This window comes from Dysgonomonas sp. Marseille-Q5470 (assembly GCF_951230145.1).
Lineage (GTDB): Bacteria > Bacteroidota > Bacteroidia > Bacteroidales > Dysgonomonadaceae > Dysgonomonas.
Genome location: NZ_CATNVE010000001.1, coordinates 72,316 through 94,085, shown reverse-complemented (window position 1 = coordinate 94,085; position 21,770 = coordinate 72,316). Strand labels below are relative to the sequence as shown.

Below are 21,770 nucleotides of genomic sequence, written 5' to 3'. Positions count from 1 at the left end.
CTATTTGCGTCCCTTACGAGGTGAAGCCACATAAGTTGCAGCTAAATCTTCAATCTCTTGTTTGGATTTGATAGGATTCTGGCGCAACCACTCCTCTAGCTCCGATTTCTCGAAGTATAGCATTTTACCTTGGGGCTTATAGTGAGGAATGAGTCCTGCCGATGTGAGTTTGTACAGGTAGCTCTTAGATAAGTGGAGAAAGATACTTGCTTCCTCGAAACTGAAAACACTTTTGTGAATAAATAGCTGCTCCTCTATATCAGAAACACGCTTTTCCAACGATTTGTCCATTTTAATTCGTTTTTATAGATTATTAAAATGGGGCTGCGCAACCCCTGTCTTTTGTCGACAGGGGCAAAGATATGTTGAAGTGGCAGGGGCGTTGTTTGAGATTGATTGAGGTCTTAACCTATTCTCAATCTCTTTTCAATTCTTTGATGTATTTGTCAATGATATGACAATCTTTAGGTGGGGATTCATTGTTTTGGCTTACTGCCGATGAGAAGTTGGCTTGTTGCAAAATAATGCCTTTACCCGAAGATATAAATAGCTCGTTCTTGGCACATACTGCCTGCCAATCTCTAACTATATAACTTCGAGTATCCAACTGATAAAAAAGGTAGGCAAGTAGTTTATTTTTGTTCTTTGCTACTCGAAGTGGTTCTTTCAGCTTGCACGAAAGAATATCCGTCATGGTTTGCGATGAAATTGAGGTACTAAAAATTCTCACTTCGTTTACGCATTCGGTAAGTATATCTATCTGCCAATCTTCGAATTTGCTTTCAAAATTCCTTGATTGCTCCGGTTTTTCGATTTTGATTTCCGGTTCTTCGGGAGTAACTGGTTCCGACAAATCTTCTTCCTGAACAAATCTTTTCAGATAGTTGATATATCGTACAAGTACTGCGTATTCTATAACGGAAGAAAAATATGGTAATTCGGCATCATATATTTGAGTGTTACCCGCATAAGTGGCAAAATCAAGCGACAAAGTGTTGAATCGTGTATATTTTTTCTTTTCGTCAGTAGATAATATTTCGATAAAAGTACTATCCCAAAGAAAATTAGGGCTATCTGTATGGTCTGCTACCGATTGTAAAATTGGGCTATGTCGGATTATCAACATTAATTCATCCGCAGCTTTCAGCAATTCGCTATCAACTACAGTTTGCCTCTGTTTCTCATTCAGATGCTCCAACTTGGCAGAAAATGAGTAAGAGCGCAATTCATATTCCCTACGGATACAGAGGTTTGCAAATTGTTGAACCCCGTCAACGACTGATTCCAATTTATTCATGATCTTGAGGTTTTAAGGTCAAATTAATTTCTGGCAACGCATTTACCGCCTTTTCTTTCAAAGAATCGACAGCACGAGTATATTTCTCCGTATGCTTCAATCCGCTGTGTCCGAGTAGAGAAGCAACAGTCTTAATGTCGGTTTGGCATTCGCCAAGCAAATTTACCGCAAATGAGTGTCGGGCGCAATGCCACGTGATGTGCTTGTCAATCCCAGCACGGGCAACCCACGTCCGCAGAGCTTTCAAACAGCCTGTATGACTTGGCAAATCGAATATAACCGTATCTTTATTAGGCTTTTCACCTATCAGATTAAATAAAGTTTGGCTGAGCGGAATGATTACAATAGAATTTTTAGAATGTCCTTTTGTTTTCGCCTGCTCAAATTTTATACGTTTTCCAGAATAATCCACATTGCTGTATTTTAAATCCACAACATCGCAATATCGAAGACCGGCATACAGACAAAAGAGAAATGCCCGTCTTACTTCTGTGTTTTGATAGGGTGTTTGTGCCAACACCTGTATTTCATCAAGGCTTAGCACATCTTTTTTTAGGCTATTTTCATCAACTATGCAGCGAATACCATTGCAGGGACTTCGTAATATTGTGCCTTTATCTACCGCATGGGTTATCACTTTCTTAAATCGCTGGTAGTAGCCCAATGCGCCCTCTCCAACTGAATTATCTTGTAAGTAAGCAACATAGCCTCTAATGATATCAGGAGTAAGTTCGTCAAACTTCATCTTATGTTTCCGATGCGGATTCTCTTTTTCTATAAACGCCTTGAATCGTTCAAAGGCACCGACAATCATTCGTATATCCTTTTTCGTATATGCAGCGATGTAGTTTTCAAAGTATTCGTACAGATACGCCCTTTGTTTCACAGGACTGACAAGTCCGAATGCGGAGTGGTTGAGTTCACTTTGTCGGGCTGTACGGATTTCTTCGGCAAGTCGCAAGGTTTCTTTGTTCTCGGCTCTCTCTGCTGTCGATTTAGGCTTTTCAACAACGTATAGTTTCAGGTATTCCTTAACCCTCACGCCGTCCCTGTAAATGTCCAGATAGAGTGAAATATTCCCATTAGCTAATGGTTTTTCTCTCAGCGTAACATTGTTCTTCTTTGTCCCTTTTCTCATAACGCAGTCTTTTATATAGTTCTTGACTATGTTTTCCTTTGCTTACAAAGGTAATAATTAAATTTTATTCGGGGGACAGAATAGGGACAAAGATTGAGAATAAATAGGAAAATAAGGGTTGTATTGGCAAAGATGAGAAAATGTAATATATTGATATACAGTAATATTAGTTGTTTTTATTTTCTGATATTTGATAGGTATTGTATCGGCTCTGGGTACAAAGATAAAAAAGAGCTGAAATCTTTTGATTTACAGCTCTTTTTTTATGTCTTTAAAATGCGAACTAGGAGCTTAAATGTTTCTTCATTATTTCTATTTAGATTAATATCAGTAATTGTGTGTCTATTTTGATGAAAAATAATAATAAATAATGTTAAATTATTTTATCTTTGTAAGATACTAATTATTAATCTAAAACTATACCTATGAGCGGAAGTGGAAGCGGATCAGGAGGATATACTCCAATGCCAAGTAGTGAGTTTAATTGTATCTACGGTGTTATTGATACAAATTTAGTTAGTGTTGATTTTGAACTTTTAAAAAAATATATTATTGGAGATACTTTAAATGTGGATATGTTAGGTAAAACTGTAGTTGTTGAGAATAATGATGGAGAAGTATTGGGGAGTGTATTGCATCCAAATTTGGGCGACTTGAAAAAATGTATTGAGCAGGGTAATGAATATCAGGCTGAAATTATTAAGATTCAACCAACAGTTTGTCATGTCAGAATATCACGAAAACAATGAATGATATGATTAATGTAATTGGTGGTACATATAGAGAAGTAAATTTAGATTATATAAGTAATAATATATATGGCTCAGGTCTACGTGCTGTAAAATATTTACTAGAAAGCTCAACTCTTAATGTCAATTTTTACACTGCTGGTAATGAGGATTCTAAAAAATACCTCAAAGATTTTAAACAAATCTACAAGGAACGTTTTGATTTTCAAATAGAAGGGACGAACAGTATTTTGACTTTTAAATACAATTTTGCGTTAGATAATCCTACGATATATCCTTCTCCTCAGTTAATTGATCAAAAAACCAATATTAATGTATCCGAAGGTAATATTATTTGTTTTGGGATGCTTGATGCATCTTTTTCAATCAATGCTAATAAAGTTGTTTATGATCCCCAAACTTCCATAAATCCAATTATTTTTTCAAAAGAAAATAAAGCTAAGGAAATAATTTATATAGTAAATTCAACTGAAGCAGAAGTTCTCTCGCAATCAAAAGCAAAGAAAGATATACTAAGATTTTTCTTTATTGAAGAAAAAGTAACAGCACTCATCATAAAGAGTGGTCCTAAAGGAGCTTCTTTGTTTTTAAACGAAGAAACGGAAATAGCAATACCATCTTATATAACAGAAAATGTCTATAAAATAGGATCTGGAGATATATTTACAACTGTATTTGGTCGATATTGGTTGGAAGGGAATTTACCTTTAGAAGATTGTGCTCGATATGCTTCAAAAGCAACGGCTTTATACTGTAACGATGAAAGTTATTTTATAAAAGAGTCCTTTTTTGAAAATTTCACCTTTAAAGAATATATTTATAAAGAATTACGTGAAAAACAAATATATTTAGCTTCCCCTATATTCTCATTATCAGAAGTTATATTAATTGATAAAATCAGGAATGCTTTCCAAGATATTGGAGTCAAGGTTTTCTCTCCTTATCATGATATTGGATATGGAGATGAGAGATTAATTGCAGAAGCAGACTTAAAAGGTCTTAATGACTCTGATATAGTATTCTCTGTTTTGGATGGCTTAGATTCTGGAACTTTGGTTGAACTAGGATATGCAATGGCAAAAAATATGAGAATAATAGGTTATCATAGAACTGAATCGATAGAATCATTATTAATGCTGGAGTGTGCTAATATTAGTTATTTTAAAGACTTGACAACGGCTATATATCAGACCATATGGAATTTATAAAAAGAGCAGTATTATTATCTGGTGGTGTTGATTCAATTTGTCTAGCATATCATTTAATGCCTGATTTGGCATATACTATTAATTATGGACAAAAATCAGCCAAAAGAGAAATATATATTTCTAAACTTATATGTGATAAATTGAACATTAGACATGAAATAATAGATATTGATTGTTCTTCTTTAGGATCGGGTAGTATGTCAAATAAAGAATCATTAAGAATCTCTCCTTCATCCGAATGGTGGCCATATAGAAATCAATTATTAATAACCTTAGCATTAATGAGAGCTATAAAAGATGATATAAATGAAATTCATTTAGCATCTGTTAAAAGTGATTTTTTTCACAAAGATGGAACTGGAAATTTTTATAATTTAATAAATGAAGTAACTGAATATCAAGAGGGGAAAATTCGAGTTATATGCAATACATTAGATTATTATAGCCATGAGCTAGCAAATAAATACAATGTTCCAATAGAATTAATATCGATGGCGCATTCTTGTCATCAGTCTAATATCGCTTGTGGTGTTTGCTCTGGCTGTTTAAAGCAATTAAGAGTACGCCAAGAATTAGGGATAGAATAAAAATAAGAGACTAAGTATTTGTTTCTTCTATTTTTTTCATCGGAGATGCTGTTAAATATGGAACTTTACCAGATGGTACGTATTTACTTGTTGTTTTTAAATGTGTTTCTTGATCATCAAAGAAAATATGAGCTCCAAACGCTTTTAGCACCTTATCTTTTGGCAAACCTCCTAAAAAATAAGCCTCATCAACATATACATTCCATTTACGCAATGTCTTGATTACTCTCATATGTGAAGGAGCATTCCGAGCTGTAACAATAGCTAAACGTAGTGGTGAATATTCAATTCTTGTCGGTAAATGTTCTTGTATCTTTGATAATTTAATCAATAGATTTGCGAATGGACCTTCATTTAGTGGATCATCTTCATGTGTAGATTCATATTCGTGGAATGATTCAAGTCCTTCAGTCTTATTTCTATATTCAGATTCATCGCTAAAAATAACAGCATCTGCATCAAATGCTATTTTCACTCTACTATCTTCGGGATTAAATTCTTGAGGAGGAGCATATATCATTGCAGAAGCACAAACTTTAGAATCGATAACAGCTTGTACGTCTTTTTCATCTTTTGATAAAAATAAATCAATATCAAAAGCATCAATATAAGGAAATAAAGGCTCTCCACCAGACAATGCTACTCTAGTAATATCTAGATCATGCTTTTTTATTGAATTCAACATTCTTACACCTGTTTCAGGACTATTTCGTGACATTACAATAACCTCTACAATATGTTTATCTGCTTGTTTATTTAATTCTAATAAACTTTTAACAAGATAAAAAGCTGTACCAGGGACTAACAAATTATCTTCATTGTCTTGCTGATATTTTCGATATGCTTCAATTCCTTGAGTATTGAATATTTCATTCTCTTCTTCTAAATTGAATAAAGCACGCGAAGATACCCCTATAACTAAAATATCGGAAAAATCGATTGGCATACTTTCACTTCCTCTCCTTCAATACCTCATGCAACAAAGAAATAGCCTCATCTTTGTCCTTCAGCATTCTTTCGTATAAAGCTATTTTTTCATCGTAAAGCTCAACTATTTTATCTAACGGGTTGAAAGTGTACTGATTGGTAATAGCATTATCTTGCCAAGTTCCAGAATAGATATTTATAGAGGTTCCTTGTTCTAGTTCAGTAATAGCCTCAACAGGAATATCCAAAACTTTAGCAATCTTCTCTAAAATATCCTGTTCGAGCTTATCCTTTTTCTCATAGCTCGAAAGAGTAGCTTGTGATACTCCTATTTGCTCTGCCAGAACATCTTGATTAATATTTCGCCATTCTCTCCAACGGCGAACGTTTGGACCATGATTGCTCTTTTTTATGCTTGTTTCTTCCATGTCTTTCTATTTGTGAATTTGTTTATATGCAAAAATAAGCATTTAGAGCAAATAATAATTTATTTGTGAGGATAATATTTTAACAGTTAGGATATTAATATATTATTTGTGTTTCTGATATCTTATTGTCTCAATTAATAGGATATAAGACGCTGTGCCATTTACTTTGCAATTGTGAATTATACAAACTCAAATATAGCAACCCTTACAAAAGTGCAGTAAGCCTAATACAAACATTTATGGAAAAATTAGAAAGAGGGGATATAAATCTGGAACCGATGTATACATTCTTTAAAGAAGATATTTCACCTAAAGACTTTGCTAAACTATTGGATGAATTTTTATATAACTATGTCATTCTATTCATACAGTCTCAATCTGATGCTATAATTAGCACGCATAAAGATACTCTCGAATTTATCCACTATCTAAAAACCTTACGGGATATTGTTCCTTTATGTGACAAAAGGCAATAAAGCGATCAAATTCTAAAGTACAGGTTTGAGAGTAGAATTGTTAAGGGTGCACAGCAATCCTGATAGAGAAATCTGTCAGGATTTTTTCATTTCATTTTTTAGATAAACCATGTCTATTAGTTGCTTGCCATTTTCAAATATTTGATGGTCGTAATTGTCTATGAAGAAGTTTTTTATGGTGTGTGAATATACAAAGCCAAATTTTTTGTAAAATGACAATATAGTAGGATCGTCGCCTGTTCCAACCAATAATATGTCACATTTGTCTTTGTAGTTGTCAATTATGTATCTCATCATTAAACTCCCGTATCCTTTCCCCTGTTCCTTTTGGTAAGTTGCAATATTTTTGATTTCGAAAGTTTTCTCGTCTTCTTGGGTAACGGCACAAACGGTTTTTAGATCAGTGTCGTATAACGCAAATAGTTCTCCTCTTTCTAAATATCTGTAGATCATGCTTTCCTGTTCATCGCCCAATAGCAGCAGATTCATAAACCGGTCTTTATCCTCTGTTATTTTTTTTATTTTCATTTTAGCAGCATGTTGATATTAATAACAAGGCAATATTAATAAATAAGGTTTAAAACGTCAAGAAATCGGTTTGAGAAAAGAATGGCTGTCTACTCGCTTACTTCTTCTCCGAACAGTTTTTTCCACTTGGCGACAGTATTGCGACTAAGTTTGTATTTTGTGGCTAGTTCTTTGTTATTTAGCATATTCTCTTTCTGATCTTGGAGTATTTGCTTTATACTTTTTTGGTCGTAAGCACGGTGACGTTGTCCCAAAAGTATTTCTTTGCGCCCTTGTTTATTTGAGAATAAAATCATATTAACCCGTATTACGTCTAAAGCAGTCCAATTCCTTTTATTTAAGTAATTGATGCAATTCGCCTCCCTATCGGGATACTTATCACGAATCATGTCGGCATATATCTTGTGGTATAAGGGTCTATTCTCTTTATTGTTCAATTTTTGTTTTTTCTTCCTCTCCATTCGGTTTGTTTGTGTTATTTCCATATTTTCTCATCCAGCGGTTAATTGTTGTTGAAGGAATATTGTATTCTTGCTGTACGTCACGTTTGTTTTTACGCCCACTTTCTATTAGTTCTAGTAGGTACATAATTACTTCGTGAGTATAGATGTTCTTCTTAAATACAGGTAGAGATGTGTTCTTTTCCCTATTTGTTTTATTGATATCCTGCGGAGCATAAAGAATAAGATGTTGACTATAGATTCGAAAAAAATCATACTCCAACAATTTACTCCAATGCAATAAGAGTTCACTCTCTAAAGACTTTCGATCAAACATATCTTTAATGTCTTCCTCTGATACTTTTAGGAAATTACATGCCCGGTCAATATCCACATTGCATTCCGACATGCGTTTTTGAATTAACTTTCCGATATGAATATTTCTAAAATTGTTAAGGTTTGGCATATAATCTTCTTTCGACAATAAAATGTTTAATATAAATTTTACCCGTTTATTTATTCCTAACCGGTTTTTATTAAAAAGGGAGATACAGAGATCTCCCTTTCCTACGCATAGCTTTGTTAATCAGGCCTTTTTAGGAAAGCCTGCCTAAGATTGAAAAGTCCCAAAAGCTCTAGAGATTGCTATCTTTAATTTAATAACTAGTTAAGCCAATCCCCTTGAGTTATCTTTTATTTAGTGAGGATTAATTCCACTGATTGCAGCCTTCTTCAAAGCCCAGGCCACAGCATTGAGCTCCAAAGCAGAGTTATATATAAACTGATTCCACGCTGTGCCCGGTCCATAATTTTTCGACAATGGTAATCCCTGGCTGTTATATCTTGACGGATAAGCGCCTGTACTGTTATCAGTTGTGGAAGAACCTACACTGTCTCCGAAATAAAGAAAGTTCTTGCTGTCGTTATACCATACGATCGAGTATTGTGGATCTTGTAACGTTTTGGATGCAGAACGCGCCGTACAAATTTGCACAGAGTTAGGAGGTAGCTCGGTCATTATCACAGAGCCGGTTGTCCCATTATCTTCCCCCCAATGCCTGTCCGAAAGATTTCCAAAAGGACCATTAATAACAGGATCACTTGGTAAGTTTGATATCACATATACATCGTCGTCTGTTTGCCCTCCGGATTGAGCAATAGCGGGGCTTATACCAAACAATCCGCTCATAAGCGTATTCACATCGCTACTAGTCCCATCAGCCGACCCATAAATTACACAGCCACCTTTATTAATGTAATCCCTTAACGCCGTAGTGAGAGCTGTCGTAGGGGCAGCACCGTAAGCAAAGTACAATACAACATCGGGCATAGTACCATTGCTATAACCATCATTAAGATACTTCGCAGCTGTATTTACAGTTGAGGTACTCCATAATTCGGTGAAACTTACTATTTTTACAATTCCATTAGGTCCAAAACTTATACCTCCATTGGTCAATGCCTGGCTCCTGGCAGTAGAGTTCCAAGAATAAGTACTTCCCGAACCAATAACGGCATAAGTCATAGCCGGCAAAGTCAAAGGTATTGTTGTATTACAGGTGTTATTCCCCTGTGGCGTATTTGCATTAATCGTTATCGGGAAATCAGAATTGACGGTAGGTGTCCCCGAACCAATAAGAGTGATAGTGTGTGTCCCGATAGTTAAATCACCACTGGCAGAAAAACGGATACCATTCGTCAAAGGAGTATTGATGTTATATGAACCGGCAGTGGTCACGGTTACGTTTAAAGCTATCGTATTTGAAGCTGTTAAAGGTGTTCCTTTCAGGTATCTTCCGTTTACCACTATGCTGGAGCAGTTTAGAGAGTAATTTGCTATAGCAGAAGATACTTCTATTTGAGGTTCACAGCCCGGAATAAGCCCTATGCCATTAAAGGAAAGTTTATCCGTTTGCGCATTCACAGGAGTGCCCTGACACGGGATATTCACAGTCATCTTCCCAATACTCAATGCAACCCCCGACTGATAAAAACTGTAGCCATTCCCGGTAGTTATAGTAATAGAGAAAGCTCCTACTTTTGTTACATTCAGATTTATACTTAGATAATTAGCTGAAGTAGTAGGTGTGCCTTCCACGTAGACTCCATTAATCTCTATATCGGAACAATTCACCGCATCGAACTTAGCATTTCCCATTTTGCTCTGGAAACAATTCCATTGCTCTCCATCCCACTGATTTAAACCTAAGCATAATTCTTTATCATCATTCTCTGTCAGGTTGTAAACGATCAAGCCCGTATGAGCCTTATCTAAAGCCTCCTTATTGGCTGCTCCGCTATAGGCAGTATTCGGTCCCGAAGCCGGATCATCCGGGTCTGCCAAGAACATGGGATAAAGAGCTTTTTTTTCTGATAAGGTTACTCGTGGTAAGGCTAAACCCCTATGCGCATTAGAGCTGGCATCGGTCACCGCATCTTTCTCTTTTAGTTGTAAGATAGATCCGGATATAGGCTCTTCACCCGAGCCGATTGAGACTTGCGCTTGTAGTGTAGATAAGGGCAAGAACAACATTATAAAAACGAGAAATGTTGTTACTGATTTGTTTCGATTCATAAGTTCTCTTTTAGTTTATTTCTATTAATTTGTGCTACAATCATATTTTGTTTTGTAAAAAACAGGACAGCATAAATAATACCTCACGTAACGATAGTTACAAATGCAAAACTTATTTATAATTAGGGTGATAGAGTAATTCGTCTTGATGATATGTCTAGATATATGTGCTACGATATTTTTATCTTATATCTTTATATTACCTTCATGCTGTTTGTCTGTTCGGGAATTTTTGACAAAATTGAGAGATTTATTTTGTGTAAATAATAAGCTATATCGACATCGCTGTTAATAATGTATCTATTTTAGAGCTTGTTGATAAGGCTAGGGAGGATATTCGATGTATTGACGTGAAAAAAAATTGAATATACATTGAATTGCAGGTAAACTTGTAGTTGTTAAATTTTTAATCGTCAGAAGTTGTATCCTCTCCCAACATTATTTCGACTGCTTTTCTCTGTTCATTAAAATATTCTTTTCTTATTAGATCGGCACTTCCCGTTATAAGAATAGAATATCGTTTCATCGATTCAATCCAGATTTGATGAACTTCCAGTAGTTGGGAGTCGAAGCTGGTAATACCACCTATCCCATAAACTCTAAAATGAGCTATTTGACTATTGTCTGACTTGATTAAAGAACAAGAAGATTCTATATTGATGCTCGAGATATAAACAGATATCTTTGATGATGTACCCAACTTGCCTTTCGCAGCTTTTGTTTCGAGATTGTTTATTAAGTCGAGGAGGTCTTTTTTTAGTAGTATGACTTCCGGTTTTGTTATCAATTTAAGCTTGGAGAAGAAAACTATATCCTTAATGTATGAAGTAAAAGTATTGCAGTCGAAGATGTATTCAGTATCAATAGTCTTACTCTCTTTTATAAATTCATGAACCAGTTTTGCAATTTCATCCGAAATTTTATACTCCGAAAAAGGCAGTTTATGTTCTATAGCTTTTGTTTGGTATAGCCATTTGTAAGATGCGACTTTCGCTAAAGTTTTATATTCCAGAAAAAGCTGAAAAGGGATCATGTTGGAGGCAATAATAAGTTTTGCATTTGTTGACTGCCGTGCTACTTTATGAAGTTCTATATATGATTCTGCAACTTTTTTGAGTGTATTTTCAAGGTTATCACTTATAATCATCTTTGTCTCAAAAGATGCATTCTTGGCGTCTTTTTTCTGATGATTGATAATGTCATCCAATGAAATGTTTAGGTCGTTAGATATTTTAATGAGTTCATCCATATTGAACATTACTTCTCCTCTCAATCTGCGATATACAGCTTCTCTTCCCAAGGAGAGCAAATTCATTAAGTAATATAAAATCTTGACATTGTCAGGAATTGCCAATTTTATTAATGTAACGAGTCTTTTTATAGCTTTATTGTTTTGTTGCATATATTATATTTTCTACTTCGTAGATATACTTTTTATAAAAGAAAAAGCTCTTTTATGGACTTAATATTAGAGAGTTTATTGTTCAGCCCATGGCCTTGCATAAGTATATTTGTAGAGCCCTTAAGTCTAAACTTTTCTGTATTCGATATAACGAATGAATATCGTTTGTCCTATTTTTTAGACAGTTATGGGTGGAAACAGTTTATATGATAAGATTGAAAAAACGAAGTGTAAAAGTGAAATATTAATCTGTATTAGACAATAGGCTGATTCGACAACAGTGTTTATTCTGTGTCTTTATTCGTGTTTTTCTATAAAGTGTAATAAGGTATGTCAGCACAAATTAAGGAAAAAGTTTAACCGTGCCTGCTATTGAACATGCGGTATAGGAAATAGTTATAATTTTTGCATTATAAATTCTCTTTGCTTGTTAAAATATTCGATTCGAACTAAATCCGCACTGCGTGTTATTAATGTAGAGTATCGTTTTAATGAATTAATCCAAGTTTTATGTACTTTACATATAGTCGGATCTTCAGTGTTTATACTGCAAAGGCCATATATGCGGAAATGTGTAACCTGATTATTATCCCATTCTAGAAATGTGTAAGTTGTATCTATGCTAATATTAGATATATAAACCGATATTTTTGAGGTTGGGCTAAATTTACCCGAAGCAGTTTTTATTTCGAGGTCGTCAATCAAGTTCAAAAATTCTTCTTTCAATAAGTTGACCTCTTCGTTAGTTATTAAATTTAATTTGTAAAGAAAAACAATGTCTTCAACTATAGAATTAAAGGTGTTGGGATCAAATATAAAATCAGAGTCAATGGTATTATATTCTTTTACAAATTCATGAGCAAGGCTGATTATTTCATCCGATACCTTATAGTCACTAAAGGACATCATATTTTCAACTGGTTGAGTTTGATACAACCATTTGTAAGATGGAATTCTCGCCAGATTTCTATAATTGAGAAAAAACTGATAGGGCATCGTGTTTGTTGCGATAGACATTTTGGCTTCAGGGTGTCTGTTTGCGAGTTTACACAATTCGACATGTCCATTTAATGTCTGTTTGAGGTTCTCCATAAGATGTTTTAAAGAAGTATCTTTTATCAGCATTTTTGTTTCAAACAAAATGCCATATTTTTCCATTTTTTCAGGATTTACAATACTATCTAAAGATATGTCCAAGTCTTTGGATATTAGTATGAGTTCATCCAGATTGAATGTTATCTCTCCTCTTAGCCTGCGATATACAGCTTCTCGGCCTAACGATAACAAATCCATCAGGTAATGGGCTATTTTGACATTTTCGGGAAGTGCAGATTTGATTCTATACACCAAGTTGTTTACAACCTCTTTATTCATCATAGACTCACATTTATTGAGATTGAGATATGTTTAGTGGTTAACTTTAATCTAAGTTTTAGTAAATCTTTTTTTATCGCATAAATTTATCATATTTATTTTAAAAATTGGTATGGATTTTATTCAAGAATGTGTTATTTTATCACTTTTTTTTGAAAGCTCTTATAGTTGAGGTGAATCCCCGTATTCATCCAAAGTTTGCACATTTATGATTCTTTGATTGCTGCTGCCTCTGAATCGTAGCTCTTCGCTTCGCAGTGTTTCAATATATCTGCCGTCTACCAAGAAATCGATAAAAGGAAGAATTTGAGAAAGCCTCTCTGATTTTAGAATGTTTTCATACAAAAATCCGGTATAGCACCAGATGTTTTTATCTGTTTCTGCTTTTATTCGTTGTGCAAGCTGTGTGAAACCTTCTACTTGAAACAGGGGATCCCCACCCGAAAAAGTAACGTTTGCAAATTCATCTTCTTTTATTATCTCTAATAGCTGCTCGATGGTGTGTGGTGTGCCATTTTCTATATCCCACGATTGGGGATTGTGGCATCCCGAACATCTGTGTGCACAACCCGCAGCGTAGATGGCTGTCCTGAATCCGGGACCATCTACGGTGGTGTCATGTATAATATTTAGTATTGATAATTTATTCATGAATAATGCGGTCGTTTAACTCTGCCAGTTTTGCGCTGTTCCATCGGCCTGTTGTCCCTACCAGATAACCTGTTATGCGTTGCAGGCGATCTATTTCGTCGCTACCGCATTTTGGGCATCGGGTGAGCTTTGTATCCGAATTTTCATAGCCGCATTTCAAACAACGGTTGCGGTTGTGATTGACTGATGCATACCCCATATTGTATTTATCCATCATATCTACTACTGTCAATATAGCATCGGGGTTGTGTGTGGCATCACCGTCTATCTCTACATAAAAGATATGTCCTCCTCGAGTTAGGTCATGATAGGGAGCCTCTGTCTTTGCTTTCTGATGTGCACTGCATTGGTAATATACGGGTACGTGATTGGAATTGGTGTAATATTCACGATCGGTGATGCCCTTGATTAGCCCAAAGTCTTTTTTATCACGACGGGTAAAGCGTCCGGCCAGACCTTCGGCAGGAGTTGCAAGTACACTGTAATTATGCTGATATTTTTCTGAGAATTCATTTACCCGATCTTTCATATAAGTTACTATCTCCAATCCGAGTTTTTGAGCTTGCTCATCTTCTCCATGATGCTTACCTACAAGTGCAACAAGAGCTTCGGCAAGTCCTATAAAACCAATGCCCAATGTGCCCTGATTAATAACCTTCTCTATCGTGTTCTCATCTTTTACCTGCTCGCATCCTTCCCATAATACAGACATTAGTAATGGAAATTGTTTGGGAGCGGCAGTTTTCTGAAATTCGAACCTGCGATGCAATTGTAATGCGGTCAGGTCGAGTATCTGGTTTAGTTTGCTGTAGAAGCAATCTATTCTTTCTTTTTCATTTTCTATATTTCTGCATTCTAAGGCAATGCGTACAAGATTGATAGTGGAGAAAGAGAGATTCCCCCGTCCGATAGATGTCTTTTTCCCAAAGCGATTTTCGAATACGCGTGTCCGACAACCCATTGTAGCTACTTCGTATTCAAATCGGCGAGGATTGTCTGCTTTCCAGTCTTCATGTTGATTGAATGTCGCATCCAGATTCAAAAAGTTAGGGAAGAAACGGCGGGCACTCACCTTGCTTGCTAGTATATAAAGATCATAGTTTTTGTCGTCCGGCAAATAGTTTACGCCTCGCTTCTTTTTCCATATTTGTATAGGGAAAATAGCCGTTACGCCACTTCCTACTCCTTCGTATGTACTGTGGAGTAATTCGCGAATAATACAGCGCCCTTCAGCGGAGGTGTCCGTTCCGTAATTGACCGAACTGAATACGACCTGATTTCCTCCACGAGAATGGATTGTGTTCATATTGTGAATAAAGGCCTCCATCGATTGATGAACTCTGCTCACTGTTCTGTTTATGGCATGCTGTATAATTCGTTTGTCTCCTGCTAAATCTTTGACGGAACAAGGGATATAATCTTCTATTTCTGTTTCGTACAAATGTTTGTATTCTATTCCTGTAGCTTGTTCGAGAACTTTTATTTCTTCAATAAAGCTTTTACGTACAAATGGAGCTAAATAAAAATCGAAAGCAGGAATAGCCTGTCCGCCATGCATTTCATTTTGTGCTGTTTCCAGAGAGATGCAACCCAGCATGCTGGCTGTCTCAATGCGTTTTGCGGGACGAGATTCTCCATGCCCTGCAAAAAAACCGTTTTGTAATATTTTATCTAAAGGATGTTGTACGCAAGTAAGACTTTTAGTCGGATAATAATCTTTGTCGTGTATATGCAGATAGTTGAGACGAACAGCTTCTTTTACCTCCGGCAATAATAAATAATCATCCACAAATGGTTTGGTGGTTTCGCTAGCAAACTTCATCATCATGCCGGCAGGAGTATCGGCATTCATGTTTGCATTTTCGCGCGTGATATCGTTTGATTTGGTATCTATAATTTCCAAAAACATGTCTCGCGTTTTTGCTTTGCGGGCAATGCTGCGTTTGTCACGATAGGCGATGTATTTTTTTGCCACCTCTTTGCGGGGGCTTTTCATCAACTCCATTTCTACCATGTCTTGTATTTGCTCCACTGTCATCTGCTCATTTCCCTGACAGGATACATAGTCTGTAATGCGTCTGATTAAAGTGGAATCTTCTCCTTGTTCGGTGTGTAGCATGGCTTTGCGAACTGCCGCCATGATTTTTTCCTCATTAAAACCGACGATACGTCCGTCTCTTTTTACAACTGTCTGAATCATATTCGTTATCGTTTATACTTTTATTGTATCAATTAAAATATAACTGACAGGAGCAGGGAAGTACACAGACTTATTTGGAGTTAATATGTTGTATAATTCTGCTGCTTTTCTCCCGAAAGCTAGAATGTATATACGGCAGGTCTTCTGACTTATTTCGCAGTTGGTAACCTTCCCATCAGTATTCGTTGACAGTGGTGTGAGAGTCCAACTACCTTTCTGAAATTTACAGCTACGGGGATAGTTCAGGTCTTTCACCTGATTCCCTTTTCAGCCGATTATATTCGGAACCGTATATGTTAACAAAGTTATATGATTTTACTTAATAAAAGACTTGATTGGATATTTTATTTAAGTGTTTTCTGATTTAAGTTTTCTCTGTTTGTTGTTAATTGGCTTTTTATGAGTTTGTTGTAATTTTATTATTGTTGAAAAGTTTTCTAAAAATAAAATTTTATATTCTTATTGATGACCTTTTTTTTGTTTTTGTAAAGAAAAATGTTTTATGAATAATCTATATATCAGACCTTAAGTCCATAACTTCGGAAAATATTTTCAGCCTTCTCTATTTCCGACTGTTCGGGAGGTGCAATGTCTTTAAGCTTGTAGTCTTCACCTAATTGCTCCCATTTATGCAACCCCATTTGATGAAAAGGTAGAATATCTACTCGCTGTACATTTTTATATACAGAAACTTGTTTTGCCCAGTCATTTAGGTCTTTTTCATCGTCGGTGAAGCCCGGAACGAGCACATATCTTAGCCATGCAGGTTTTTCAATTTCTGTGAGGTACTGCATGAAGCGAAGTGTTGGTTCCAGTGGTTTTGCTGTGAGGTTTTTATATTTATCAGGGTTGATGTGTTTAATATCCAGTAGTACAAGATCTGTGTGCTCTAAAACCTCTTTTACCTTATCATTTAATATATATCCTGATGTATCTATAGCTGTATGTAAACCTTCATTTTTACACATCTTGAATAACTCAATAATAAACTGGGGTTGTAGCAGGGGTTCTCCTCCCGAAATGGTTATACCCCCATTGCGTATGAAGTTTTTTACCTTCTTTGCTTCTTCAAAAGCCTCTTCCGGAGCTAGTTCGTACTTCTTATCGTTCATATTCCATGTGTCCGGGTTATGGCAATAGAGGCAACGAAGAGGGCAGCCTTGCATAAAAAATACAAATCTTATACCCGGGCCGTCTTTAGTTCCAAAAGATTCGAAAGAATGAATTAAACCTTTCATTATTTATTTTCTTCCAGCTAAGTGAAGTTGCCCCAAAAGTGTTTTTTTTGTTTTGGAGCAACTTTTTATTTATTAACGGAGTATCAGAATGATGTAGTAATCGTTCTGTTTATAACATCCAATTGCTGCTCTTTTGTAAGTTTTACGAAATTAACAGCATAACCTGATACACGTATTGTCAACTGAGGATATTTTTCAGGATGTTCCATCGCATCGATAAGCAGATTCCTGTCAAATACATTAACGTTGAGGTGGTGACCTGTTTGTAAGAAGTAGCCATCAAGAAGTCCGCTGAGGTTTTGAGCTTCTTCTTTTCTGTTTTTACCCAATGTATTTGGTGTGATAGCGAAAGTATATGAAATGCCATCATTTGCATGAGCAAAGGGAAGCTTCGCTACAGATGAAAGTGATGCTACAGCTCCTCTGGTATCACGCCCATGCATAGGGTTGGCTCCCGGAGCAAAAGGTGTTCCTCCACGTCGTCCGTCAGGGGTGTTTCCTGTTTTCTTTCCGTACACCACGTTTGAAGTGATGGTCAATACCGACTGTGTAGGTATCGCATCTTTATACATCTTACGTTTACGGATTTTGCTCATGAACTTTTCTACTATTTCCACAGCAAACCTGTCGGTCTTGTCGTCGTTGTTTCCAAACGGAACGTAATCTTTTTCTATAATATAGTCGACTGCGTCACCTTCTTCATTTCTTACGATGCGTACTTTTCCATACTTGATAGCAGCAAAAGAGTCGGCGATAATGGACAGCCCCGAAACGCCGAAAGCTTGTGTCCGAACGATATCAACATCATGCAAAGCCATTTCTAAAGCCTCGTATGAATATTTATCGTGCATATAATGGATGATATTTAATGCCTTTACGTAAGTTTCGGCAACCCAATCCAAGGTGCGGTCAAATTTCTCCCAAACTTCTTCAAAGTCAAGATACTCTCCTGATACCTTTTCTACCCAATGTTTTGGTAATACTTGAGCTTTGGTTATTTCATCTTTACCTCCGTTGATTGTATATAGTAGAGCCTTTGGTAAGTTCGCTCTTGCCCCGAAGAATTGCATCTGGTGTCCTATTCGCATTGGCGATACACAACATGCGATACCGTAATCATCGCCTAGTTGAGGACGCATTAGGTCGTCATTCTCGTACTGAAGTGATGAAGTGTCGATAGAAACCTTGGCGCAATAATGCTTCCAGCTTTCGGGCAAACGGTCACTCCATAATATTGTTAGATTAGGTTCAGGTGCAGGCCCTAGGTTGTATAGTGTATGAAGCATACGGTAGCTATTTTTCGTAACCATCGACTTTCCGTTGTTTGTCATACCTCCGATCGATTCGGTTACCCATACCGGATCTCCCGAAAATAGTTCATTATATTCATTTGTGCGAAGATAACGGACTATGCGCAACTTCATTACAAAATGATCAATAAGCTCTTGTGCGTCTATCTCGCTTATTAAGCCTGCTTGTAAATCTCTTTCAATATAGATATCGAGGAAAGTAGTTACACGTCCCAGGCTCATCGCTGCACCATTTTGGTCTTTGATAGCACCCAGGTATCCAAAGTATGTCCATTGGATAGCTTCTTGGGCTGTATTCGCCGGTTGAGAAATGTCGAAGCCATACGAAGCAGCCATACGTTTCAAGGCTAGTAATGCTTCTATTTGCGAACTTAGCTCTTCACGAAGACGAATTAGATCGTCTGTCATCACAATTGGGTCACATTCTTGGAAACGTTTTTCTCGTTCCGAGATTAATCGATCTACACCGTAAAGAGCTACTCTGCGATAATCGCCGATAATACGTCCACGTCCGTAAGCATCGGGTAGGCCCGTTAACAATCCATTGCTTCTGGCTCTGCGGATACTGTCGGTATAAGCAGCGAATACACCTTCGTTGTGTGTGCGTCTGTATTTTGAGAATATTTCTTCTGTCCCTTTGTCGAGTTTATAACCATATTCGGCCAAACTCTGTTTCACCATACGGAGACCTCCGTTAGGGAATATTGCTCTTTTTAGCGGTTTGTCTGTTTGAACCCCTACAATTTTTTCCAGCTCTTGGTCTATATATCCGGGTCCATAAGCATCAATTTGAGAAGGTATTCGAGTCTCGGCATCATATATGCCTTTCTCTTTTTCTTCAATAAACATTGTGCTTAACTTTTCCCATAGCTTGATTGTTGCTTCAGTAGGGTTTTGTAGAAAAGATTCGTCTCCTGTGTATTCTTTATAGTTTTGGAGTATAAAATCATTTACATTGATTTCCTCTTGCCACCGTGTGCCTTTAAAGTTTTTATATGCTTCCATTTGATTATAAAATAAATTTCTAAGTACTCAATTTTCAGAGCTTACGTGGAATAGAATAAGAAATAAATACAGACGTATTTAAATAAATGTAACAGAATAAAAATAAAATAGAGAAGGCTTTTTCTATTTGAAAAAATCCCATCCTAAATCTTCAGCTTTATTCATCGAAAGCTTCAAACTATATGGTCTTGGCAGGTCTTCTGACTTACTTTATCTTTAAGCATCCTTCCCATTCAGTGTAAGAACAGTGGATAGAGTATTGTTCAAAGTCTTTGGAGGAGCTTACAGCAGCGGGTCTGTCCAGGATTTTCACCTGATTCCCTTTTCATCATTTTCTATGGATATAGTAAATGACACCAAAACCTGTGACAAAGTTATATGTTTTTAAGCATAAAAATAAACATTTAATGCAAAAATGCTTATTGATTGAGACTCTTCTCTTTTTGTTTTCTTTTATATCTTTTTGTATAGGAAAAAATAAAAAAGATGTGCTATTTATTATTTTTTCCTATACCTTTGCCTCCCGAAAGTTCTTTATCATTATTCTTCAACCGCTAAGGTGCCTCAGATATTGAGGAGAATAGGGAATCAGGTGAAAGTCCTGAGCTGTCGCGCAACTGTAATCACCGCGAAAGTTTCTATTTAAAAATCCACTGTTTCGTGCAGAGATGGGAAGGAAAATAGAAATGGTGAAAGCCAGGATACCTGCCTTAAATCGGATTGACAATGCTTCGCGATAAAAGTGTTATGTCTAATAATTTCATTCATCCCTCTTGTCGGAGGAGATGTTATTATCCAGGTGTGTTCTTATTGCAGCATTGTGAAGTTCAAAAGAGCTTTTTACATTTATGTTTAATCGTAAAAAGTTTAGAAAGAAATGCGCGCAAACGTTCTTGATTATTCGCATGTTGATGATCGATGTGCAGATGTAGAAAACACACGTTCAGACAAAGAGTTGTCGTTGAAAGAATTTGTAGACATCATATTGGAGGTCAGTACCCTGTTGCTTGAATCGGGAGCCCACTGTGAAAGAATTAATAGGAATGTACAACGTATAGCACAGAAGACAAACTATAAAGTAGAAATGCTGATATCATTTACTGCTGTATCGGTATCAGTAACCGATATGGGTAATGAGGAAAACATAGTAACGGCCAATAAAAAGATAATACATCATGGGGTACACTTTGGAATACTCACCAATACCAGTTTGCTGACATGGGAACTTGCCGAAGATCGGATTTCTTTGCAGGAGTTGCACCAGCGTATAAAAAGGTTGAAGGATACCTCTCGTTATTCCGTTTGGCTTGTTCGCCTGTTTATTGGAATAGCTTGCGGATCGTTATGCCTACTGGCCGGAGGGAATTTAATAGATGGGGCTTTTGCTTTTGTAGCCTCTTTTGTCGGGCTTGCGGTGCGTCAGGAGATGATTAAGAGAAAGTTTAACCTGATGGTTATTGTAATCTGCTCAGCATTTGTGGCAACAACCATATCAGGATTGAATATCTTGTCGGGATTTGGTTATTTGCCTCAAACATCTATTGCTACTTCTGTATTGTTCCTTATTCCGGGAGTTCCTCTGATAAATAGTATAATCGATTTGCTTGAAGGGTATATCCCTACAGGTATTGCCCGTGGAGCATTCGGTGGATTTATTCTCTTATGTATCGCTGTGGGGATGTTTATTAGTATGACAATAATAGGAATAAATAACTTTTGATTATGCTAATAGATATATTGAAAGACGCTCTTCTTAGTTTTTTTGTTGCTATAGGTTTTGCACTATTGTTCGAAACGCCAAAGAAGGGATTGTTGGTTGCCGGTTTGCTGGGAGGGCTTGGTCATGCTATTCGTTTTACGTTGTTGTATTTCGACTTTGGCTTGATCTCAGCTACGTTAAGTGGCACTGTTGTGATAGGGCTTTTGGGTATCTATTGTGCTCATAAGATACATACTCCTCCGGTTGTATTTACATTGCCGGCTTGTATAACCATGATACCGGGCTTGTATGCCTACAAGACGATGCTGGGATGTATACGGATATATGAAGAGGGAACGACCAGTGCAAAAACAGCATTTTTATTGCATGACACGGTTTACAATTTTATATTGACATCTTCTTTACTCTTTTGTCTAGCAATCGGTATATGTATTGCCGCATTATTGTTTCGTAAAAAGAGCGTAAAGAAAATAAAGAAGATAAAAGATTTAGGGATAAAAATATTTTGATACTAATA

Annotated in this window: 21 protein-coding genes and 3 riboswitches; of the genes, 6 read left to right on the top strand and 15 right to left on the bottom strand. The window is 36.4% G+C overall.

All coding sequences use genetic code 11. The annotated features are described in order from the left end of the window. From QOX35_RS00440 to QOX35_RS00430, 3 genes are all read right to left on the bottom strand, one after another. Complete coding sequence (locus QOX35_RS00440; RefSeq protein WP_283685360.1) at positions 1 to 291, bottom strand: helix-turn-helix domain-containing protein; 291 nt, start codon at positions 289 to 291, stop codon at positions 1 to 3. Positions 292 to 415: 124 nt separating this feature from the next. Then, complete coding sequence (locus tag QOX35_RS00435) at positions 416 to 1,297, bottom strand: hypothetical protein (protein ID WP_283685359.1); 882 nt, start codon at positions 1,295 to 1,297, stop codon at positions 416 to 418. Beyond that, positions 1,290 to 2,435: a site-specific integrase gene (locus QOX35_RS00430; RefSeq protein WP_283685358.1), complete on the bottom strand. Its 1,146-nt coding sequence runs from the start codon at positions 2,433 to 2,435 to the stop codon at positions 1,290 to 1,292. The genes QOX35_RS00435 and QOX35_RS00430 overlap by 8 nt, the downstream gene beginning before the upstream one ends. 425 nt (positions 2,436 to 2,860) lie before the next feature. Here QOX35_RS00430 and QOX35_RS00425 point away from each other — a divergent pair, with 425 nt between their 5' ends. The 3 genes from QOX35_RS00425 to QOX35_RS00415 are packed head-to-tail and all read left to right on the top strand — an operon-like array spanning position 2,861 to position 4,979. Beyond that, positions 2,861 to 3,184, top strand: a complete 324-nt coding sequence (locus QOX35_RS00425; RefSeq protein WP_283685357.1) for a hypothetical protein — start codon at positions 2,861 to 2,863, stop codon at positions 3,182 to 3,184. Beyond that, positions 3,181 to 4,392 (top strand): PfkB family carbohydrate kinase, encoded by a 1,212-nt coding sequence (locus QOX35_RS00420; RefSeq protein WP_283685356.1) that lies wholly within the window; start codon positions 3,181 to 3,183, stop codon positions 4,390 to 4,392. Before QOX35_RS00425 ends, QOX35_RS00420 begins: the two co-directional genes overlap by 4 nt. After that, positions 4,380 to 4,979, top strand: coding sequence for a 7-cyano-7-deazaguanine synthase (locus tag QOX35_RS00415; RefSeq protein WP_283685355.1), 600 nt, complete (start codon positions 4,380 to 4,382; stop codon positions 4,977 to 4,979). Before QOX35_RS00420 ends, QOX35_RS00415 begins: the two co-directional genes overlap by 13 nt. Positions 4,980 to 4,989: 10 nt before the next feature. Here the strand turns inward: QOX35_RS00415 and QOX35_RS00410 are convergent, their stop codons facing one another. Next, the gene (locus tag QOX35_RS00410) at positions 4,990 to 5,925 is read right to left on the bottom strand and encodes a 5'-nucleotidase (RefSeq protein WP_283685354.1); all 936 of its coding nucleotides are present in this window, start codon (positions 5,923 to 5,925) and stop codon (positions 4,990 to 4,992) included. A gap of 4 nt (positions 5,926 to 5,929) precedes the next feature. After that, positions 5,930 to 6,334, bottom strand: coding sequence for a helix-turn-helix domain-containing protein (locus tag QOX35_RS00405; protein ID WP_283685353.1), 405 nt, complete (start codon positions 6,332 to 6,334; stop codon positions 5,930 to 5,932). A gap of 239 nt (positions 6,335 to 6,573) precedes the next feature. On the opposite strand from QOX35_RS00405, the gene QOX35_RS00400 reads away from it, so the two are divergent. Further along, positions 6,574 to 6,810: a hypothetical protein gene (locus QOX35_RS00400; protein WP_283685352.1), complete on the top strand. Its 237-nt coding sequence runs from the start codon at positions 6,574 to 6,576 to the stop codon at positions 6,808 to 6,810. Positions 6,811 to 6,885: 75 nt separating this feature from the next. On the opposite strand, the gene QOX35_RS00395 is transcribed toward QOX35_RS00400, so the two are convergent. From QOX35_RS00395 to pflB, 10 genes are all read right to left on the bottom strand, one after another. After that, a complete protein-coding gene (locus QOX35_RS00395; protein ID WP_283685351.1) occupies positions 6,886 to 7,338 on the bottom strand; it encodes a GNAT family N-acetyltransferase in 453 nt (150 codons plus the stop codon). 89 nt (positions 7,339 to 7,427) lie between these two features. Next, complete coding sequence (locus QOX35_RS00390; RefSeq protein ID WP_283685350.1) at positions 7,428 to 7,799, bottom strand: hypothetical protein; 372 nt, start codon at positions 7,797 to 7,799, stop codon at positions 7,428 to 7,430. Next, on the bottom strand, positions 7,765 to 8,187 hold the full coding sequence (locus QOX35_RS00385) for a hypothetical protein (protein WP_283685349.1): 423 nt from the start codon (positions 8,185 to 8,187) through the stop codon (positions 7,765 to 7,767). The genes QOX35_RS00390 and QOX35_RS00385 overlap by 35 nt, the downstream gene beginning before the upstream one ends. A 288-nt stretch (positions 8,188 to 8,475) precedes the next feature. Next, a complete protein-coding gene (locus QOX35_RS00380; protein WP_283685348.1) occupies positions 8,476 to 10,353 on the bottom strand; it encodes a hypothetical protein in 1,878 nt (625 codons plus the stop codon). Between the two features lie 406 nt (positions 10,354 to 10,759). After that, on the bottom strand, positions 10,760 to 11,755 hold the full coding sequence (locus QOX35_RS00375) for a hypothetical protein (RefSeq protein WP_283685347.1): 996 nt from the start codon (positions 11,753 to 11,755) through the stop codon (positions 10,760 to 10,762). Positions 11,756 to 12,151: 396 nt separating this feature from the next. Then, positions 12,152 to 13,132, bottom strand: a complete 981-nt coding sequence (locus QOX35_RS00370) for a hypothetical protein (protein ID WP_283685346.1) — start codon at positions 13,130 to 13,132, stop codon at positions 12,152 to 12,154. Positions 13,133 to 13,291: 159 nt separating this feature from the next. Beyond that, complete coding sequence (gene nrdG, locus QOX35_RS00365) at positions 13,292 to 13,780, bottom strand: anaerobic ribonucleoside-triphosphate reductase activating protein (protein ID WP_283685345.1); 489 nt, start codon at positions 13,778 to 13,780, stop codon at positions 13,292 to 13,294. Beyond that, entirely contained in the window at positions 13,773 to 15,980 is a 2,208-nt protein-coding gene (locus QOX35_RS00360; RefSeq protein ID WP_283685344.1) for an anaerobic ribonucleoside triphosphate reductase, read from the bottom strand. Before QOX35_RS00360 ends, nrdG begins: the two co-directional genes overlap by 8 nt. A gap of 117 nt (positions 15,981 to 16,097) precedes the next feature. After that, a riboswitch (cobalamin riboswitch) is annotated at positions 16,098 to 16,287 on the bottom strand. Positions 16,288 to 16,498: 211 nt separating this feature from the next. Then, the gene (gene pflA / locus QOX35_RS00355) at positions 16,499 to 17,218 is read right to left on the bottom strand and encodes a pyruvate formate-lyase-activating protein (RefSeq protein ID WP_283685343.1); all 720 of its coding nucleotides are present in this window, start codon (positions 17,216 to 17,218) and stop codon (positions 16,499 to 16,501) included. An 83-nt stretch (positions 17,219 to 17,301) separates the two neighbouring features. After that, positions 17,302 to 19,533, bottom strand: a complete 2,232-nt coding sequence (pflB, locus tag QOX35_RS00350) for a formate C-acetyltransferase (protein ID WP_283685342.1) — start codon at positions 19,531 to 19,533, stop codon at positions 17,302 to 17,304. Positions 19,534 to 19,706: 173 nt separating this feature from the next. Continuing rightward, positions 19,707 to 19,909: riboswitch (cobalamin riboswitch) on the bottom strand. Between the two features lie 166 nt (positions 19,910 to 20,075). After that, positions 20,076 to 20,260: riboswitch (cobalamin riboswitch) on the top strand. A gap of 150 nt (positions 20,261 to 20,410) precedes the next feature. Between pflB and QOX35_RS00345 the strand changes: the two genes are divergently transcribed. Together QOX35_RS00345 and QOX35_RS00340 are read left to right on the top strand one after the other, a co-directional pair. Continuing rightward, entirely contained in the window at positions 20,411 to 21,253 is an 843-nt protein-coding gene (locus tag QOX35_RS00345) for a threonine/serine exporter family protein (RefSeq protein ID WP_283685341.1), read from the top strand. Between the two features lie 2 nt (positions 21,254 to 21,255). Then, complete coding sequence (locus QOX35_RS00340) at positions 21,256 to 21,762, top strand: threonine/serine exporter family protein (RefSeq protein ID WP_283685340.1); 507 nt, start codon at positions 21,256 to 21,258, stop codon at positions 21,760 to 21,762. Positions 21,763 to 21,770 lie beyond the last annotated feature (8 nt).